Source organism: Vibrio sp. B1FLJ16, assembly GCF_905175385.1.
GTDB lineage: Bacteria > Pseudomonadota > Gammaproteobacteria > Enterobacterales > Vibrionaceae > Vibrio.
Genome location: NZ_HG992750.1, coordinates 1,438,728 through 1,454,882 on the forward strand (window position 1 = coordinate 1,438,728; position 16,155 = coordinate 1,454,882).

Here is a 16,155-nt window from a genome sequence, read left to right on the forward strand (position 1 = left end):
ACTCTGCCAGAAAAAATCTCACTTCCGGGCGTATTAAAAAGGAAAACTTCTCACTAAAGCCTCTCGCATCAGAAAATATCGCGCACTTTCTTCTCTTACAGTTTATCTATGGACGATAACACTGGGAGAAGGATTCATGACAGTACTTCACGACTTACATAACGATGAAGTTAAAGCATCGCACGACATGATGGCCATAATGGAAGACGTACGCTTGGTGAGAGGGTTAGCCTACGTTAACGGTAAATGGACAAGCGGAGAGCATTTTCATCCGGTGCATAATCCGGCTGACGGCAGTGTGATTGGATACACCACCAGACTATCTCAACAACAGCTCTATCAGGCAATTGATGAAGCCGATCGTGCCTTTGTTAAATGGCGAAAGATGCAGGCAGAGCAACGCGCAGAGATACTGATGCGCTGGCACGATTTGATTCTGCAATCCAAACAAGATCTCGCCCGCCTTATGGTCATGGAACAGGGAAAAACCTTAAGTGATGCGCGTGGTGAAATTGACTACGGCGCTTCATTCATCCGCTGGTTTGCTGAAGAGGCACGTCGTAGTTACGGTGAAACCATTCCAAGCCACATACCGAATGCCCAACTTTCTACCATACGTGAGCCGATTGGTGTCGCAGCGTTAATTACGCCATGGAACTTCCCGAATGCCATGGTGACTCGCAAAGCCGCCGCCGCATTAGCGATTGGATGCCCTGTGCTTATCAAACCCGCCAGTGAGACCCCGTTCTCCGCTCTGGCTTTAGCGGAATTAGCCGATCGCGCAGGGTTTCCTGCGGGCGTGTTTAATGTCATCACAGGTGACGCAGCCATGGTTTCTCAGACACTGTGTCACTCTGACAAAGTCAAAGCGCTCTCTTTCACCGGTTCCACCCGCGTCGGCAAATTACTCCTGCGCGACGCGGCACAAACGGTAAAGAAATGCAGCATGGAGCTCGGTGGCAACGCACCTTTTATCATCCTGCCAGATATGGAAGTCGAAACCGCAGCCAAAGCAGCAGTAGATGCAAAGTTCCAAACCGCCGGACAAGACTGCTTAGCCGCAAACCGGATATTTGTTCCTCTAGATAAATACGAAGCGTTCCTTGAGGCATTTGCCAGAGAAATGGACAAAATTGTTTTAGGCAATGGCTTAGACGATAACGTCACTATGGGGCCGCTCATCAATCGCGCTGCAGTAGACAAAGCCCATGACTTAGTTCGTGACGCGCTCGATAAAGGCGCGAGACTCGTCGCGGGTTATAACGAAGCCGTTCCGGGTGGAAACTTCTTCTCTCCAACCTTACTCGCCGATGTAACACCCGAGATGGCCGTCTATCGTGAAGAGAACTTTTGCCCTGTTGCCGGCGTGCTTCCTTATCAGGATTTAGACAGCGTGATCGAGATGAGTAATGACACCGAGTATGGCCTCGCAGCCTACGTGTATGGTCATGACATTCACCAGATCTGGCGATGCATGCGCGGCTTGGAATTTGGCATGGTCAGCGTCAACTCCGTCAAGATGACAGGTCACCCTATTCCATTTGGTGGCGTCAAACAATCCGGACTCGGACGTGAAGGGAGTCACCACGGTTTTGAAGAGTTCAGTGAAATTAAATATTGCTGTTTAGGCAACCTGCCAAGCGTCAGTGGCTGTTGAGACAGGATAGTTAAGGAGAAAGACTATGAGTAACAAAACAGAGCAATTGCTGGAAATTGATCGTCAGCGCGTGTTTCATGCCTCAACCCACCTCAAGCAGTATGCGGCCGGTGAGCTTCCCGGAAGGATCATCTCAGGTGGACAAGGCATTCGAATCAAAGATTCAGAGGGTAATGAACTTATCGACGGCTTTGCGGGATTGTACTGCGTAAACATTGGTTATGGCAGAGCCGAGATGGCTGAAGCGATTTACGAACAGGCGAAAGAGCTGGCGTACTACCACACCTATGTGGGACATACCAACGAAGCGCTGGTCAAACTGTCAGACCGCATCATCAAGATGGCCCCACAAGGCATGAGTAAAATTTACTACGGCATGTCCGGTAGTGATGCCAACGAAACCCAACTCAAATTAGTCTGGTACTACAACAATGTTCGCGGCCTGCCAGAGAAGAAAAAAATCATATCGCGAGATCGTGCTTATCATGGTTCGAGCATTGCCTCTGGCTCAATGACCGGACTACCTCTGTTCCACGCTCACTTTGACCTGCCACTGGAGCGTATCAAACACACCATGGCGCCCTATTACTACCGCCGTGAAGATGACTCACTATCAGAACTTGAGTTCTCACAATACTGCGCCGATCAGCTCGAAGCGATGCTCCTTGCCGAAGGGCCGGAAACCGTTGCAGCTATGATCGCGGAACCGGTACTCGGAACCGGTGGTATTGTGCCGCCACCGGAAGGATATTGGCAGGCGATCCGCAAGGTTCTCGATAAATACGATGTGCTGCTGATCGCCGATGAAGTGGTGTGTGGCTTTGGCCGTTTGGGTTCGGATTTTGGTTCTATCCACTACGACATGAAACCGGATCTTATTACCGTTGCGAAGGGCTTAACCTCAGCATACCAACCGCTTTCGGGTGTAATCGTCGGAGAACGGGTATGGAATGTGCTGGAAAACGGCACCGACCAGTGGGGCGCTATCGGTCATGGTTATACTTATTCTGGTCACCCTATGGGAGCCGCCGCTGCAAACTGTAATTTAGATATTATTAAGCGAGAAGGCTTGGTGCAAAATGCCGCAGACGTGGGGGCGTATTTGCAACAAAGTATGAATAAAACCTTTAAAGATCATCCGCTTGTAGGGGATTCTCGTGGTATTGGTTTACTCCATGCACTGGAATTTTCGCCGGACAAACTGCGTCGTGCGCACTTTGATCCCAACCTGAAAGTTGGCCCGCAAATATCCGCAGCGTGTCTAGAAGTCGGACTGATTGCCCGCGCCATGCCACACGGTGATATTCTGGGCTTTGCCCCGGCGCTTATTACCAGTCGCAACGACGTTGATACTATCGTGGATAAAGCGCATCGAGCCGTCAACAAAGTCATGGATAACCTCGTCACCTCGAAGCAATGGAACGCGAAGTAGCACTTACCTCATAATCTGCCGACTTTGACTTGCGAAGTCGGCATTTTATTAGGTTCCATCCCTTCCCTGCTCTTTCCTTGCGGATCAGTACTGGTTAAAATGGTAAAAATTGCGTATTACTGGATTAAACATGGCAAAACTTACCCTTCAAGAACAAATGCTAAAAGCTGGCTTGGTTAACGAGAAAAAACTGAAAAAAGCGAAGAAAGGCTCCAAGAAATCCCGCGTTCAGGCACGAGAAGTCAAAGCGGCTGTTGAAGAGAGCAAACGCCAGCAGTTAGAACGAGATAAAGAGTTGAGCAAGCAACAAAATGCTGAGCGCTTGAGTAAAGAGATCAAAGCGCAAATCAACCAACTTATTGAGATGAACAAAGTGGATTTGAAAGATGGCGACATCAAATACAACTTCACTGACGGTACTTTGGTGAAATCACTTTACGTTGATTCTGTCATTCGCGAGCAGCTGATCAAAGGCATCCTTGCTATCGCAGTTGTGGGCGAAAGTTACGTGGTTATCCCGCGTGGCGTAGCGAACAAAATTGCCCAGCGCGACGAGTCAGTCATTATCGATCAAAAAGAGCCTGAAGCGGATATCCCGGCAGAAGACGATCCATATGCAGAATTCGTCGTTCCAGACGATTTGATGTGGTAAATCCTACGCACTTTTTAAATAGATAGTGTACTAATTTAGTTCTGACCGTGTTGGTGGCTTGGTAATTTACCTGACGCCACCAACTCGATTCTGGACAAGCCTTACTGATAGACTTTGCTGAATTTAGCCATAGATAAATTAGTCTGTCTGTCACTCAATGACCTCAGCCCGAATCAGATAACTTTCGCTATGAAAGGTAAATTTCGGGACTTATCCTGCCAAGGTAGACCATACCCTACCAATAAATCGTCATTGTCCATTTCATAAGCAAAATATTGTGAAGCATGAATTTCAGCACGACTTGGTTTCACGAACAATGTCGCTATCGATAAAGACCTAAAATTAAAATTGTGAGTTAAGTAATCAACAATACGCTTCATAGTTCCACCGGACTCAATCGCATCATCAATTAAAATAACATCTCGTCCAGCAATATTGATGTTTTGGTGATACACAATTTCAGAGCGGTTATTTCGATCTCCGGGTGTATGCGGGCAAGAGATATAATCCATATTAATGTCAAATGTTAATAATCGAACCAGATCAGCAGTAAATAGTATCCCCCCAGGAACAACGGTTATAACGACAGCGTCATCGAACTGTTTATTAAGCTGGTCAGCGACCATTTTTACACCCGTCAAGATCTGGGTTTCATCCAGAACGGTCTTGCCGACATATTGATTAATATTCACAGTATCCCCCTTTCAGCCCAAGTGCTACGACCCATTACGCTTTAAATTTCCCGTAAAATTTTCGCAGGATTACCTCCGATGACGACATTGTCTCCAAAGCTTTTCGTGACAACGGCTCCTGATGCCACAACAACGTTATCGCCCAAAGTAACGCCAGGATTGATCGTGGCATGCCCTCCAATCCAGCAGTTATCCCCAATGATGATTGGTTGAGCGAACTCTTTACCACTGTTACGTTCAACTGGGTCCAGAGGATGACACGCTGTATATATACCGACTTGCGGCCCTATCAGACAATTGTCCCCGATAGTGACTTTCGCAACGTCTAATATCACACAACCAAAATTGACGTAAAAGTTTCTTCCTACCTCTATATTCGTTCCATAATCACAATTAAAAGGAGGTTCGATACTTACTCCATCAAACTCCTTACCAAACAAATCCTTTAGTATCTGTTTGCGCTCGTTTATTTGGCTACGTAGCGAGACATTATATTGTGTCGTCAACGCCCTAGCTTTATCACGCATAAGAGATAACGTCGAATCACTAGGATCGTACATTTCGCCAGCCAACATCTTTTCTAACTCGTTCATTAGATATGTCTCTCATTAATTTCGTCCAGAAATCGGCATTGATTTCCTATTACCTCAAGCGTGCTTCCTCATTTAAATCGTCTAGAGAGATTTCACGGCCTTTATAATAATGCCTCATGTCATGTTCATTAATCTCGCGCAATACTCTACAAGGGTTACCTACCGCAATGGTATTAGGTGGTATATCTCCGGTAACCACACTGCCTGCTCCAATTACGGAGTTTTCCCCTATCGTCACGCCAGGTAAGATCGTTGTACCAGCACCTATCCAGCAGTTATCTTTGATGACGACCGAATCAGCAAACATGTATTCCCGATAATCTGGATTGATAGGATGACCAACGGTTGCAATCGTCACAGCAGGGCCAAACATCACCTTGTTACCAATAATGATTTTTCCGTCATCTACAAAATTGCAATTAAAATTGATGTAGCAGTCATCGCCGAGTTCAATGTTAGTCCCGTAGCAAAAATATATCGGCGGCTCTATCCAAGAATTCGTGTGTTTCCCGAATATTTCGGTCATCAAGCGAGAGCGCTCTTCCAGTTCATCAGGTCCAGTCAGGTTGAATGCTTTCATTCTTCTCTTAGCGTTCGCTCTGTCTTCTGGTAAACCCTCACAGTGATCAGTGAATAGTTTTCCTTCAGAAATTCTCGCTCTCATACTCATCGAATTGACCTCTTGATATTGCATGCGTTGTTGAAAACTAGGATTTATTACGTTTCTTACAGGCATGAAGTTAGCTCCTGAGACCTGTCAGGATTTTCATCCATAACCATATGGTTAATAGAACTGTCATCACCAGCACTCACTGATGTACCAACAGTATCAAACTGGAGCATATCGCAAACGAACCAAAACGATCAACATAAATGTTCATAATTGCATTATTGTGTTCATTTGAGTTTATGTGTAACAATAAACGGTGTTACGACTGATAGCGAAGAGCTTACTTATGATTAAATTAATTGTTACAGACATGGACGGAACGTTTCTTAACAGCCACGGGGATTACAATCGCGAGCTTTTCCGGACTGTAGTGGAAACAATGCGTGAGCATGATGTGATGTTTGCCCCTTGCACTGGTAAACAAGTTGAAAGAGTTGAAGAACTATTAGGTGAATACAGTAAGGATTTTTGGATACTCGGAGACAGTGCGACTCGCATCAAGCACCAAGGAGAATATGTTTATCAATCATTGCTCAACAATGACTTGGGACTGAATATCATAAAACACTTAGAGTCTATAGAAGGATCACATATTGTGATTGCCTGCACCCCTCAGTTTGCAGCAATTAAACGCGATACTCCTGAGCATTTACGTAGACTGGTCAGGCGCTCATATACAGAAGTTAAACTCGTAGAATCTTATGACGACATCGGCGCTGATTTCGTAAAAATTACTGTCTACGATGAAAAGAAACAATGTCCGGCAATCCGCCCTCAACTCAATGCCTTTGATGAGCAAGCCTATATCGTAGTATCGGAAGATGCATGGATCGATATTGCTAACTTAGGGGTTCACAAAGGAACAACCGTCAAAAAGTTGCAATCCATGATTGGAGCAACAGAAGCTGAAACCATGGTATTTGGCGATGGTCTCAATGATATTGAACTGATGGAACGTGCACACTTTAGCTTTGCCATGCGTAACGCTTTTGAAGAAACCAAAGCCGCTGCAAATTACATCACTCGTTCAAATGATGAAGATGGTGTGATGCACACTATTTTGCAGTTCTTAGCACTTCAAAGAAGAATGTGATCTGTTTGATTAAAGAGATGTAACCAACCACCCCCTCGAAACTCGACATGCTTAAATGAACAGATATGAACACTAAGTGTGTTTGTTTATAATGGTCGTATTAGTCCAAAGATAGAAAATGATAATGGAAAAATTTTCACCGGAAGAACGTCATCAGTTAATCCTGAATTTACTGAAGTCTCATAATAAAGTGATGGCGAACGACCTTGCTGTTCAACTTGGAACAACCGAAGCCACTATACGTCGAGACCTACGTTTTCTTGCTAATGAAGGATTGTGTAAACGAATTCATGGCGGTGCACTGTCTCTTGTACCACCGACAGGTACACAAGAGCAGCGTCTGGAAAACAGTAATAGTGAAAAGCAAGCCCTGGCTCTAGCTGCACTAACTATTATCAAAGCAGAACAAGTCATTTTCTTAGACGCCAGCAGTACTCACATGCTGCTGGCAAGCCTGTTACCAAACGATATCGATCTAACAGTCGTAACCAATAGTCCCGCTATCGCAACTCGACTACTGGAAAGGCAGTCTATCAGAACCATTCTCATCGGTGGTGAAGTGAATTATGCAGTTGGCGGAGCGATAGATATCACAGCTGTGGAAGCGTTAAACAAGTTCCGATTTGATCTTTGTTTTATGGGTATTTGTGGATGGTCATCTGAGGCAGGGTTCAGTGCAATTCATTATCAAGACGGCGAGTTTAAACGCCACGCAGCGTCTAAAGCGGGAGCTATCGTTGCCCTGTGTACAGAAGACAAAATCGAAGCATTAGGTCCGTATCCATTTATGACATCAGAAGATGTGGATTACCTGATATGCTCTCCAGACAATACCGTTGTAAAAGACTATTTTAATCGATTGGACTGCACCGTAGTAACCAGCAATCCTCTATAACCGGAAAGCTCCAGAACCTCTTTCACTGAGTTGAACGAATTACCTTCATACGGATTGGCCGAATGAAGGTAAGACCAACGTTAAACACCTAACTTAAGACATTACTGACTAAACTCATCCGCCGTTTAAGCTGAACAAGCCTGGCATAGAGCACTCTTTAAAATAGTGGTTTCCTTATCGCAAAGGTTTACACCGTCTCCCGCTCAAACGACAGAATGTTCTCGAACGCTATTCTGAAGTACAGCTCATAACTATTATGTTCAACGTAGCCAATGTGAGGTGTCGCTGTCACATTTGATAATGAGAGCAAAGGTTCATCTTTTACAGATGCAGGCTCACTATCAAATACATCGATCGCTGCTCTTTTGGTTGGGACGGAGCGTAGTTCATTATATAACGCAGATGTCTCAACAAGCTCCGCACGACTGATGTTTAGAAAGAGAGAATCCGGTTTCATTAGCCTTAGATCGTCAGCAGTCACACTTGCTCTGGTTGCTTCGTTTAAGCGTAAATGGAGCGAAACAACGTCTGAGGTGGAAAAGAACTCTTGTTTGGAAGTGGCAGCTTCAAAACCATGTTCAAGGGCTAAGTTTCGGGACGACTCGCTTCCCCAAACTAAAACTGACATTTCAAAGGCTTTTGCATATTGGGCCATGCGCTGACCTATTTTACCGTAACCCCAAATACCTAATTTTAAGCCTTTTAGCGTGCGACCTAACCCTAACACACCTGAGTTCTGCCATTGATCATTTTGAAGATTGGAAGCGTATGTTGGTATATGCCGACTGGCGGCCATGAGCAGTGCCCAACCCAGTTCAGAAGGTGCAACAGGAGAGCCCTGGCCTTCGAGGACGCTGACTCCAAACTTCTTACAGAGCTCAACATCAATGTGACTACTCACTTTACCCGTCTGACTAATCACTTTTAAACATGGCAACTGAGATAATAGTGATTCTGTAATTACCGTTCGCTCTCTAATAAGTACAAGCGCTTCGGTGTCTTTGAGTTTGGTAATTAGGTCTGACTCTGTAAAGGATTCAGTCAGAACCGTTACATCATGATATGACAATAGCTTGAAGCAATCTAAAGTTTTGACTACATCCTGATAGTCATCCAACACTGTAATTTTCACGGAACTCTCCTTATTGCTATCATGCCGAATTTAAATTAGGTTTCAATCCAATAGTACTGAACTAAACCTTCTTGCCCCGATACTTTCTTTTCCGCTTCGAGCACGCCTCCATTGGACTGAATAGCTTTAACTGAACCCAGATTTGACTTGTTCACGGTAAGCAAAGCTTTATCAATACCAGCGTGTTTAGCCTTAGGTAAAGTGAGTTCTAAAATAAGTTTTGCGTACCCTTTTTTACGCTCCGATGGTTTGATTCCATAACCTATATGTCCACCCAAGACTAACAGCCCTTCATTTAACTCATGCCTTAGATTTGAGCACCCGACGACTTGATTACTATCATCAACCAACCAGAATGAACTGTGAGCGACAAAACCTCTGGGCATCTGATCACCTCTGGAGTACGCAGCTAACCTATCCAGCATTAAAGGAAAATCGTCATAATCTTCAGCCAATATAAATGGCACAAAAGCTTCGCCTCGGTCAGAAAACTCACGAACCATCTGAATATAAGACTCTTGATACTCAGCACTTGGAACTACTAATTTCATCATCATTTCCTTTGATAGGCATACTTTTGTTTAGGCGAAGGCAGCGCCCTAGCATGATGAAGTCTTTCTTGTAACTCTTCAATTGATAATCAATAGATTAGAGAACCGAAAAGGAAGAACTGATTGCAAAATGAGGTTTAATTTTATGAAAGGGTCGCATCTAGATGCTTAGGGTAACGTCAGACCATGAATACTCGTATCAATAAAATACAAATTAGCTTCAGAACCAGATCACTTCGAGAAGATTTTGTTTAAACTTCATGAAGTTAAATATTGACAGTACGCGTAGACCTGCGTTAAAACGTAACTCAGTCGGACTGTAGCGCAGCTTGGTAGCGCACCGTCATGGGGTGTCGGGGGTCGCTGGTTCAAATCCAGTCAGTCCGACCATCTCCTTCCCCTTGTCAACATCACGTTAATTGCTGCAATGAACCGATTTTAGCCAATCTCAAATGTCATCTGATACTTAAATAAACAGCGCACCGTCCAGTGCTATCTGACCTTACTCCCAAACAATAATAGCTTTGCCAGAAGTCCCGCTACACATCCTGTCTAGTCTTCTTGGAAGTCATCGATATTGTTAAGGAGAGCAACAATTGGTGATAGATCCAGACCAGATTGGCTCAAGAGAAGCTAGCCGTTTTGTAGTTAAGCGACAATATTTAGTGCGCTTCTAACATGATTATCCAGTCTTCTAACTAGCTTAGAAAAACAAAGCTTTATAACTCTATAAGTAATATTAGATAGATCGATAGTCACATTACCAGACATTACATTCATGTGACCTAGAATACCGCGAACATGTTCTGTGTACTCATTTTTGAGCTGGGAAATGTGTGCCATCGCTTTAGCTAATTGATCCCAAGCTGTAAGACCTACTGTTGCTATTTGCTGTATAATATGACCCAATCCTGAAATCCGTAATAACGTTAGGATTGAAGATACAATTCGGCTGACCCAACCATCAGTCATTCGCGCATTATGTCTATTATTGAAGTCGAGAAATACGTTTCGTTCTAAATAAGTTTGAGACTTAGGTTGTAATGCTGACCACTCATTGCTTGTAGCTGTATTTACATAACCTGGAACAGATTTCTTTCCCAGTCCATGGGCACAAAAGTAGATACCAGAGCTTCCATCTAGTCGATACTCAACACCACCGTGAATAAAAGGCCAAAGAGGAGACATAGGAACCGGGTCTGCCCCATGAGTACAGCGATATGAAGCATCTAGGTCTCTTCTCGCGTATGGCTTAAAGCCGACTTTTGGTGCTCCAAAAGTATATAGGTGTACACTATAACCATAATTATTCTTCACCCAGTCTGCCGCTAATGAAGCAAGGGCGCCACCTAAGCTGTGACCTACGCAATGTATCGCTTTTGGTGCTTTCATATTCTCTTTCAAATAACTTGCGATGTATCTTGCAAGCTGTGGTTTTATGGTGTTGAAGAGATTTATGAAGCCTGCATGTACCCTGTAACCTGATGAGGTTCCTGAAATCCCAACGTTTCCATCGGTCATAATGTCACCAATGTTTCTTTGAGTACCCCGGAAGGAGAATACTAAAGTGTCAGCAAAGTCTCCTTTACCTCGACCAATCGCCACAAAATCGGAAGTCATTCCGCCAAATCCCAGAAAGCCGCTTGTCGTTCCCTTTTTAACATCATTTCGTAGATCAAATGTAAAAGACTTTGCTATAAAGCCACTAACAGTACGAATATTCGTAGCAAATACAGAATAAGGAATTTCTGCAATCCTAGATGATAGTTTTGGAGAGAGTGATTTCATTATTTAATTTCCATATAAATCAGAGTCAATATATCCAAATAAATCACATTGGCTATTTACGTAGTAATCATCATTTCCTGCATCATCAATTGAAAAGGCAAAGTACTTGAGTGGATTTTCAGTATCACAGATGAGTCTACTCATGTTGTTTCTTAAATAATCTTCAATTTCATAACCATCGAATGAACCTTCCCAAATTATAATCGTCTCGTCTACGTCTAAATCTGCTGATAAAACTATAGTTACATAATGCTCAACAATAGGAAGTTTAAAGAGTTTTTTATTTTCATATACGGGTGAAAATTCAAACTGACCATCAGCGTCAGTGAATGTAGAGAAATCGATTGATTTTCCAAAAGCGCTTAAACCAATACTAAGATTTATCTTTTGGTTACTTATTGGTTTTCCTTTTTTTGTTAACACGCCATTAATTTGTGGAGTGTATTGATTAACTTGTGCTTTGTTCAATATGTATTCTCCAAAACTCATCTTAATGCTTAATAGTATGATTGTAATAAATACAAAAAGGTAAATTCTCACATTAAATTACCCCAACCACTTTAAAAGCGTAAATATATGGCATTACTATTTCTGTGCAATTTATAGACTAAAGTTTGGAAAGTATTTTGCATTAGTTATGTAATTACTATAATTAACCATTACATCATACGATTTATCTTCATTTTCTATCGCTTAATATAAGCATGAAGACAGACAATAAACGCAACACATTCGTAGGCATAGAAGACACAGGCAATCGCTGGTAAACGATGTGCTCTTCTGACTGGAAGAGCATGCTGCAGTGTTGAATTCAACCAGTGTTTAAACAGTGGAGATAGGACAAATGCTTCCAAGCCAATCAGAGCCGTCTATGATCGGAGAACTCATTTATTGGCACCGTAATAAACACTATAGCTTTACGGGCGAGAACACCCCATCTAAGGATTCTTTCACTCAACTGCACCTATTGCAGTCTCGTCTCTTAATTCCTCTCACCAAGTTAGGAATGGTTAAGATTACCTACGGTTTTACAAGCCATGCCCTACTTCGCTACATCCTTAAAAACAGTCCTGGAGATATGGCTCCTGACATAGACCAACATGCTTCTATGGAACTAAACAGCAAAGGCAACCGAATTTGCAAACGGGATGGTGCAGCTTGTGATTTGTACATAGAAGGCTACGAACAACGAATGGATGAAGTCGCGAGTTACATTTGCAAAAATATCGAGTTCGACCGTCTCTATTTCTACGGTAAAGACAGACCGCTCCACATTAGTATTGGGCCTGAAAACAGCCGATATGCCTTAATTCGTGAGAGACGAAGTGATGGAGTTCGCGTAAATTCGAAAAGTGCAAAAGGCAGCGCCACACTGACCTTGTTCGATAGCTTATAATCGAGAAAAGTTTGAAGAGGATTAGGAATGAACGAAGAACAGTTTACTGAGCTCATTGCACACCAATTCACATGGAACAAATTTTGTGAATGATGCAAAATAACGACTTTCAAACCTCAGCTAATCCACACAATGAACATTACCAACCAATATTACAATGAACACGCACAGAGTTTCTTCGATACAACCGTAAATGTAGACGTTCAGAAGCTTTACGACCGTTTCCTCCCTCGGATCAATGATCAAGGAAAAATATTGGATGCAGGATGTGGTTCGGGTCGAGATAGTAAAAACTTTCTAAATTTGGCCTACAAAGTCTCAGCCTTTGATGCCAACGAGGCACTCGCAGAACTCGCAAGCAAACATCTGGGCCAAGCTGTCACACAAGCGTCATTTGAATCATTTAATGCCGAGCCAAACAGCTTTGATGGTATTTGGGCATGCGCTTCGCTACTACATGTTCCGAGTGACGCTCTCCCGCGCACGTTATCTCATTTAAGTGAACTACTAAAGCCGAGCGGAGTTTTCTACTGCTCATTTAAATATGGTAAGGCAGAACAAGTACGTAATGGTCGCTTCTTTACTGACATGAATGAGAAAAGTCTTTCAGAGGCTTTGAGCACAACCAAATTGAAAATCGAAGAGACTTGGATTAGCTCAGATGCCAGGCCGGGACGAGAAGCCGAGAAGTGGCTAAATGCAATTTTAGTAAGAGTTTAAAAGAAGGATACCAATGCCAACTCAATCACTAACCATTCAAGACAACCTGCTGACAACAGGCGGTGATAACCCACTCTTACCTCAACTCAGACATGCCATAAATCACGCCACTGAAATTGAGATAGCGGTCTCTTTTATTCAGCCATCAGGGCTTGCTTTATTGTTGCCAAGTATTCAAGAAGCGATAGAACGCAAAGCTGCACGCAGCCACCCACTTAAGCTGAGAATTTTAACTTCTGATTATCTTCACATCACTCACCCAACCGCTCTACGTTCACTAGTTGGTCTGGATGGGGACGACGTTGAAGTCAAAATCTTTGAAACCAATAATCACAGCTTCCACTTAAAATCGTACATTTTTGTCCGTGCAGATGAATCACAATCCTTCTTCAATGGCACTGCCTTTGTTGGTTCAAATAACATCAGTAAAACTGCACTTACCGATGCGCATGAATGGTGTCTTCGATTAGATTACCACCAGCCTGACGACTCACCGCAAGCGAAACAGTTTCACAACATTCGACAGCAGTTTAATAAGCTATTCCATCATCCGTCTGCCATATCACTAACGGATAATTGGATTGATGCCTACATTAAACGTCGAAAGACACCAAAACTGTCTGTGGTTGGCGATTCGAGCCTGCTCGATGATGAAGAATACACCCCAAACCCTGTCCAACTTGAAGCGCTTGAAGCTCTCCACAAGACCCGAAGTGAAGGCAACGTTCGTGGACTTGTTGTAATGGGTACGGGCATGGGTAAAACATGGCTGTCTGCGTTTGATGCCAAGCAAATAGAAGCGAAACGAGTTCTGTTTGTTGCCCATCGAGAAGAGATCTTAACTCAAGCATTCAATACTTTTGCTAAGCTGTGGCCGGAGAAATCGGCTGGGTACTATCACGGTAAGAGCAAAGATACAGAAAAACAGATGTTGTTTGCTTCGGTGCAGAGCTTGGGCAAGCAAGACAATCTCAAGCACTTTGCTACCGATTTCTTTGATTACATTGTGGTTGATGAATTTCATCATGCCAGCGCAAAAACTTACCTCAATATCCTCAATCACTTTGAGCCTAAGTTCTTACTTGGATTAACGGCAACACCCGAGCGAACTGACCAAGCCAACATTCTGTCACTCTGCCATGATAATTTGGTGTTTGAGCGCAATTTAGTACACGGCATCGACGGTGAAATTTTAGTTCCATTTCACTATCATGGCATTTGGGATGACTCCGTCAATTACCAAGAGATCCCTTGGAGAAACGGTAAGTTCGATCCTGATGAGCTAGATGCTCAATTTGCTACCACTCGCAGAGCTAAACACATATTTAAACATTGGGAACTGAATCAGCAATCTCGCACACTCGCTTTCGGTGCATAGCGACTCTTCTGTTCGCCGCAATGAAGCATTGACTATGTTAGATAATGGTGAGGTTCAAATTCTGTTTTCTGTCGATCTCTTCAACGAGGGGACGGACTTACCATCAATCGATACCGTGTTGATGCTGCGCCCAACAGAATCCAACATTGTCTTTATCCAACAACTGGGACGCGGCCTTCGTCGACATGCCAATAAATCTCACTTGGTGGTATTAGACTTCATCGGTAACCACCGTTCATTTTTAAATAAGACTGAGATCCTCGGTCTCACGAAAACGACACTTCCCTCTTTCAAAGGTGGTCGTGCTACAGCTAGCCCTAAACTAGGCAAAGGCTGCTTTGTAAATATTGCTCCTCAAGTCATAGATTTTTGGCAACAGTTGGTCAAGCAATTGCGCTACTCAGCAGCCGATGAGTTTGAGAACCTCACCAACCACTTAGGACATCGACCTCGCGCTGTCGAGTTTTTCCGTGCGGGTTATGATTTAAATAAAGTTAACAAACAGCATGGCAGTTGGTTGGAATTGGTGGCCGCTAAGATCAACGATGCCGACTTGCAGCAGCTTGCAGACCAACACAAAGCGTTCTTTTTGGATGCCATCCAAAAAATGAGCATGACTAAGTGCTTCAAAGCCATATTGTTAGAAGCGTATCTTGAGCTTGACGGATTTATCACTCCACCATCGATTGAAATGCTTTCTGCCAAGAGTTGGGATGTTTTATCAAGATACCCTAAGTTAAAAGCTTCTGACCTTTCAGATAAAAACCAACAGCTAGACGCAGAGTCTTCTGAGTGGCAAAAGTATTGGCTAAACAACCCAATTAACGCTTTTTTCGGTGGCAATACAAAGAAAGATAATGCTTGGTTTAGTAATGTTGATGGCAAGTTGGTCGCAAACTTTACTGTTCAAAGTTCGCTAATTGAGTGCTTTCAAGATTTTGTGAAGGAACTGGTTGATTTACAGTTGGCAAAATACGCAAACAGAGAGCAAAAGAAATCAGAGCCCTTGCCAATACAAAACGCGGTTAATGATGAAACTCTGCTGCCGTATTATCCAAACCTGAAAATTGCTTGCGGCCATTTCAAAACCGGAACCAATGATGACGCTGAGTTGATGCCTGTTCATGTGAATAACGTGAGCCCTGACAAACACTTTTTAGCCAGAGCGTCCGGTAACTCTATGAACGGAGGGAAGTCCCCGATTTATGATGGTGACTTATTGCTACTAGAATTTGTTACACCAACATCGGCTGGTTCTATTACCGGTCTAACGATGGCGGTCGAAATGCAAGATGAGTCTGGTGATGACCAATATTTATTACGCGTAGTTCAAAAGGACGACCAAGGACAGTATTGGTTGAAAGCAAACAACCCTGATTACGCACTCATGCCTGCGAATGAATCAATGAAAACCTTTGCTCGTTTAAAGCAAGTGATTCGACAGTAAATGATGGTCATTACCAATAGGTAAGTTTAAAAAAAGCGCCCCTTTCGGAGCGCTGTTCT

14 protein-coding genes, 1 tRNA gene and 1 pseudogene are annotated in these 16,155 nt (G+C 43.4%); 9 read left to right on the plus strand and 7 right to left on the minus strand.

Annotated features, from left to right (window positions below; genetic code table 11):
• Positions 1 to 136 precede the first annotated feature (136 nt).
• From KHN79_RS20410 to KHN79_RS20420, 3 genes are all read left to right on the plus strand, one after another.
• The gene (locus KHN79_RS20410) at positions 137 to 1,657 is read left to right on the plus strand and encodes an NAD-dependent succinate-semialdehyde dehydrogenase (protein ID WP_182010869.1); all 1,521 of its coding nucleotides are present in this window, start codon (positions 137 to 139) and stop codon (positions 1,655 to 1,657) included.
• Positions 1,658 to 1,682: 25 nt separating this feature from the next.
• Positions 1,683 to 3,089, plus strand: a complete 1,407-nt coding sequence (locus KHN79_RS20415) for an aspartate aminotransferase family protein (protein WP_182010868.1) — start codon at positions 1,683 to 1,685, stop codon at positions 3,087 to 3,089.
• Positions 3,090 to 3,219: 130 nt separating this feature from the next.
• Entirely contained in the window at positions 3,220 to 3,741 is a 522-nt protein-coding gene (locus KHN79_RS20420; protein WP_182010867.1) for a DUF2058 domain-containing protein, read from the plus strand.
• 173 nt (positions 3,742 to 3,914) lie between these two features.
• On the opposite strand, the gene KHN79_RS20425 is transcribed toward KHN79_RS20420, so the two are convergent.
• From KHN79_RS20425 to KHN79_RS20435, 3 genes are read right to left on the minus strand one after another with little or no spacing between them, the layout of a single operon-like run.
• Positions 3,915 to 4,433: a phosphoribosyltransferase family protein gene (locus tag KHN79_RS20425; RefSeq protein WP_182010866.1), complete on the minus strand. Its 519-nt coding sequence runs from the start codon at positions 4,431 to 4,433 to the stop codon at positions 3,915 to 3,917.
• 41 nt (positions 4,434 to 4,474) lie between these two features.
• Positions 4,475 to 5,026: a sugar O-acetyltransferase gene (locus tag KHN79_RS20430; protein WP_182010865.1), complete on the minus strand. Its 552-nt coding sequence runs from the start codon at positions 5,024 to 5,026 to the stop codon at positions 4,475 to 4,477.
• Positions 5,027 to 5,075: 49 nt separating this feature from the next.
• Entirely contained in the window at positions 5,076 to 5,762 is a 687-nt protein-coding gene (locus tag KHN79_RS20435; RefSeq protein WP_244812715.1) for a sugar O-acetyltransferase, read from the minus strand.
• Between the two features lie 220 nt (positions 5,763 to 5,982).
• On the opposite strand from KHN79_RS20435, the gene KHN79_RS20440 reads away from it, so the two are divergent.
• Positions 5,983 to 6,789, plus strand: a complete 807-nt coding sequence (locus KHN79_RS20440; RefSeq protein WP_182010863.1) for an HAD family hydrolase — start codon at positions 5,983 to 5,985, stop codon at positions 6,787 to 6,789.
• A gap of 124 nt (positions 6,790 to 6,913) precedes the next feature.
• Positions 6,914 to 7,684 carry a DeoR/GlpR family DNA-binding transcription regulator gene (locus KHN79_RS20445; RefSeq protein ID WP_182010862.1) on the plus strand — a complete coding sequence of 257 codons (771 nt, stop codon included), beginning with the start codon at positions 6,914 to 6,916 and terminating at the stop codon, positions 7,682 to 7,684.
• 187 nt (positions 7,685 to 7,871) lie between these two features.
• On the opposite strand, the gene KHN79_RS20450 is transcribed toward KHN79_RS20445, so the two are convergent.
• Together KHN79_RS20450 and KHN79_RS20455 are read right to left on the minus strand one after the other, a co-directional pair.
• Positions 7,872 to 8,816, minus strand: a complete 945-nt coding sequence (locus KHN79_RS20450) for a D-2-hydroxyacid dehydrogenase family protein (protein WP_182010861.1) — start codon at positions 8,814 to 8,816, stop codon at positions 7,872 to 7,874.
• 35 nt (positions 8,817 to 8,851) lie between these two features.
• On the minus strand, positions 8,852 to 9,367 hold the full coding sequence (locus KHN79_RS20455) for a GNAT family N-acetyltransferase (protein ID WP_182010860.1): 516 nt from the start codon (positions 9,365 to 9,367) through the stop codon (positions 8,852 to 8,854).
• Between the two features lie 313 nt (positions 9,368 to 9,680).
• Here KHN79_RS20455 and KHN79_RS20460 point away from each other — a divergent pair.
• Positions 9,681 to 9,757 (plus strand) — tRNA-Pro (locus KHN79_RS20460).
• Positions 9,758 to 10,015: 258 nt separating this feature from the next.
• Here KHN79_RS20460 and KHN79_RS20465 read toward each other — a convergent pair.
• A complete protein-coding gene (locus tag KHN79_RS20465; RefSeq protein ID WP_182010859.1) occupies positions 10,016 to 11,155 on the minus strand; it encodes a lipase family protein in 1,140 nt (379 codons plus the stop codon).
• Positions 11,156 to 11,158: 3 nt separating this feature from the next.
• Positions 11,159 to 11,623 carry a DUF6795 domain-containing protein gene (locus tag KHN79_RS20470; RefSeq protein WP_244812717.1) on the minus strand — a complete coding sequence of 155 codons (465 nt, stop codon included), beginning with the start codon at positions 11,621 to 11,623 and terminating at the stop codon, positions 11,159 to 11,161.
• A gap of 376 nt (positions 11,624 to 11,999) precedes the next feature.
• Between KHN79_RS20470 and KHN79_RS20475 the strand changes: the two genes are divergently transcribed.
• From KHN79_RS20475 to KHN79_RS20485, 3 genes and pseudogenes are all read left to right on the plus strand, one after another.
• Positions 12,000 to 12,551, plus strand: a complete 552-nt coding sequence (locus KHN79_RS20475; RefSeq protein WP_244812719.1) for a hypothetical protein — start codon at positions 12,000 to 12,002, stop codon at positions 12,549 to 12,551.
• A 138-nt stretch (positions 12,552 to 12,689) separates the two neighbouring features.
• A complete protein-coding gene (locus tag KHN79_RS20480; protein ID WP_182010905.1) occupies positions 12,690 to 13,271 on the plus strand; it encodes a class I SAM-dependent methyltransferase in 582 nt (193 codons plus the stop codon).
• 13 nt (positions 13,272 to 13,284) lie between these two features.
• Positions 13,285 to 16,096 (plus strand): annotated as a pseudogene (locus KHN79_RS20485) (DEAD/DEAH box helicase family protein).
• Positions 16,097 to 16,155: the final 59 nt, after the last annotated feature.

Bases quoted from the DNA above. Each gene is read 5' to 3' on its own strand.
- KHN79_RS20410 (WP_182010869.1), top strand. From the start codon at position 137: ATGACAGTACTTCACGACTTACATAACGATGAAGTTAAAGCATCGCAC.
- KHN79_RS20415 (WP_182010868.1), top strand. From the start codon at position 1,683: ATGAGTAACAAAACAGAGCAATTGCTGGAAATTGATCGTCAGCGCGTG.
- KHN79_RS20420 (WP_182010867.1), top strand. From the start codon at position 3,220: ATGGCAAAACTTACCCTTCAAGAACAAATGCTAAAAGCTGGCTTGGTT.
- KHN79_RS20430 (WP_182010865.1), bottom strand. From the start codon at position 5,026: ATGAACGAGTTAGAAAAGATGTTGGCTGGCGAAATGTACGATCCTAGT.
- KHN79_RS20435 (WP_244812715.1), bottom strand. From the start codon at position 5,762: ATGCCTGTAAGAAACGTAATAAATCCTAGTTTTCAACAACGCATGCAA.
- KHN79_RS20440 (WP_182010863.1), top strand. From the start codon at position 5,983: ATGATTAAATTAATTGTTACAGACATGGACGGAACGTTTCTTAACAGC.
- KHN79_RS20445 (WP_182010862.1), top strand. From the start codon at position 6,914: ATGGAAAAATTTTCACCGGAAGAACGTCATCAGTTAATCCTGAATTTA.
- KHN79_RS20455 (WP_182010860.1), bottom strand. From the start codon at position 9,367: ATGAAATTAGTAGTTCCAAGTGCTGAGTATCAAGAGTCTTATATTCAG.
- KHN79_RS20465 (WP_182010859.1), bottom strand. From the start codon at position 11,155: ATGAAATCACTCTCTCCAAAACTATCATCTAGGATTGCAGAAATTCCT.
- KHN79_RS20475 (WP_244812719.1), top strand. From the start codon at position 12,000: ATGCTTCCAAGCCAATCAGAGCCGTCTATGATCGGAGAACTCATTTAT.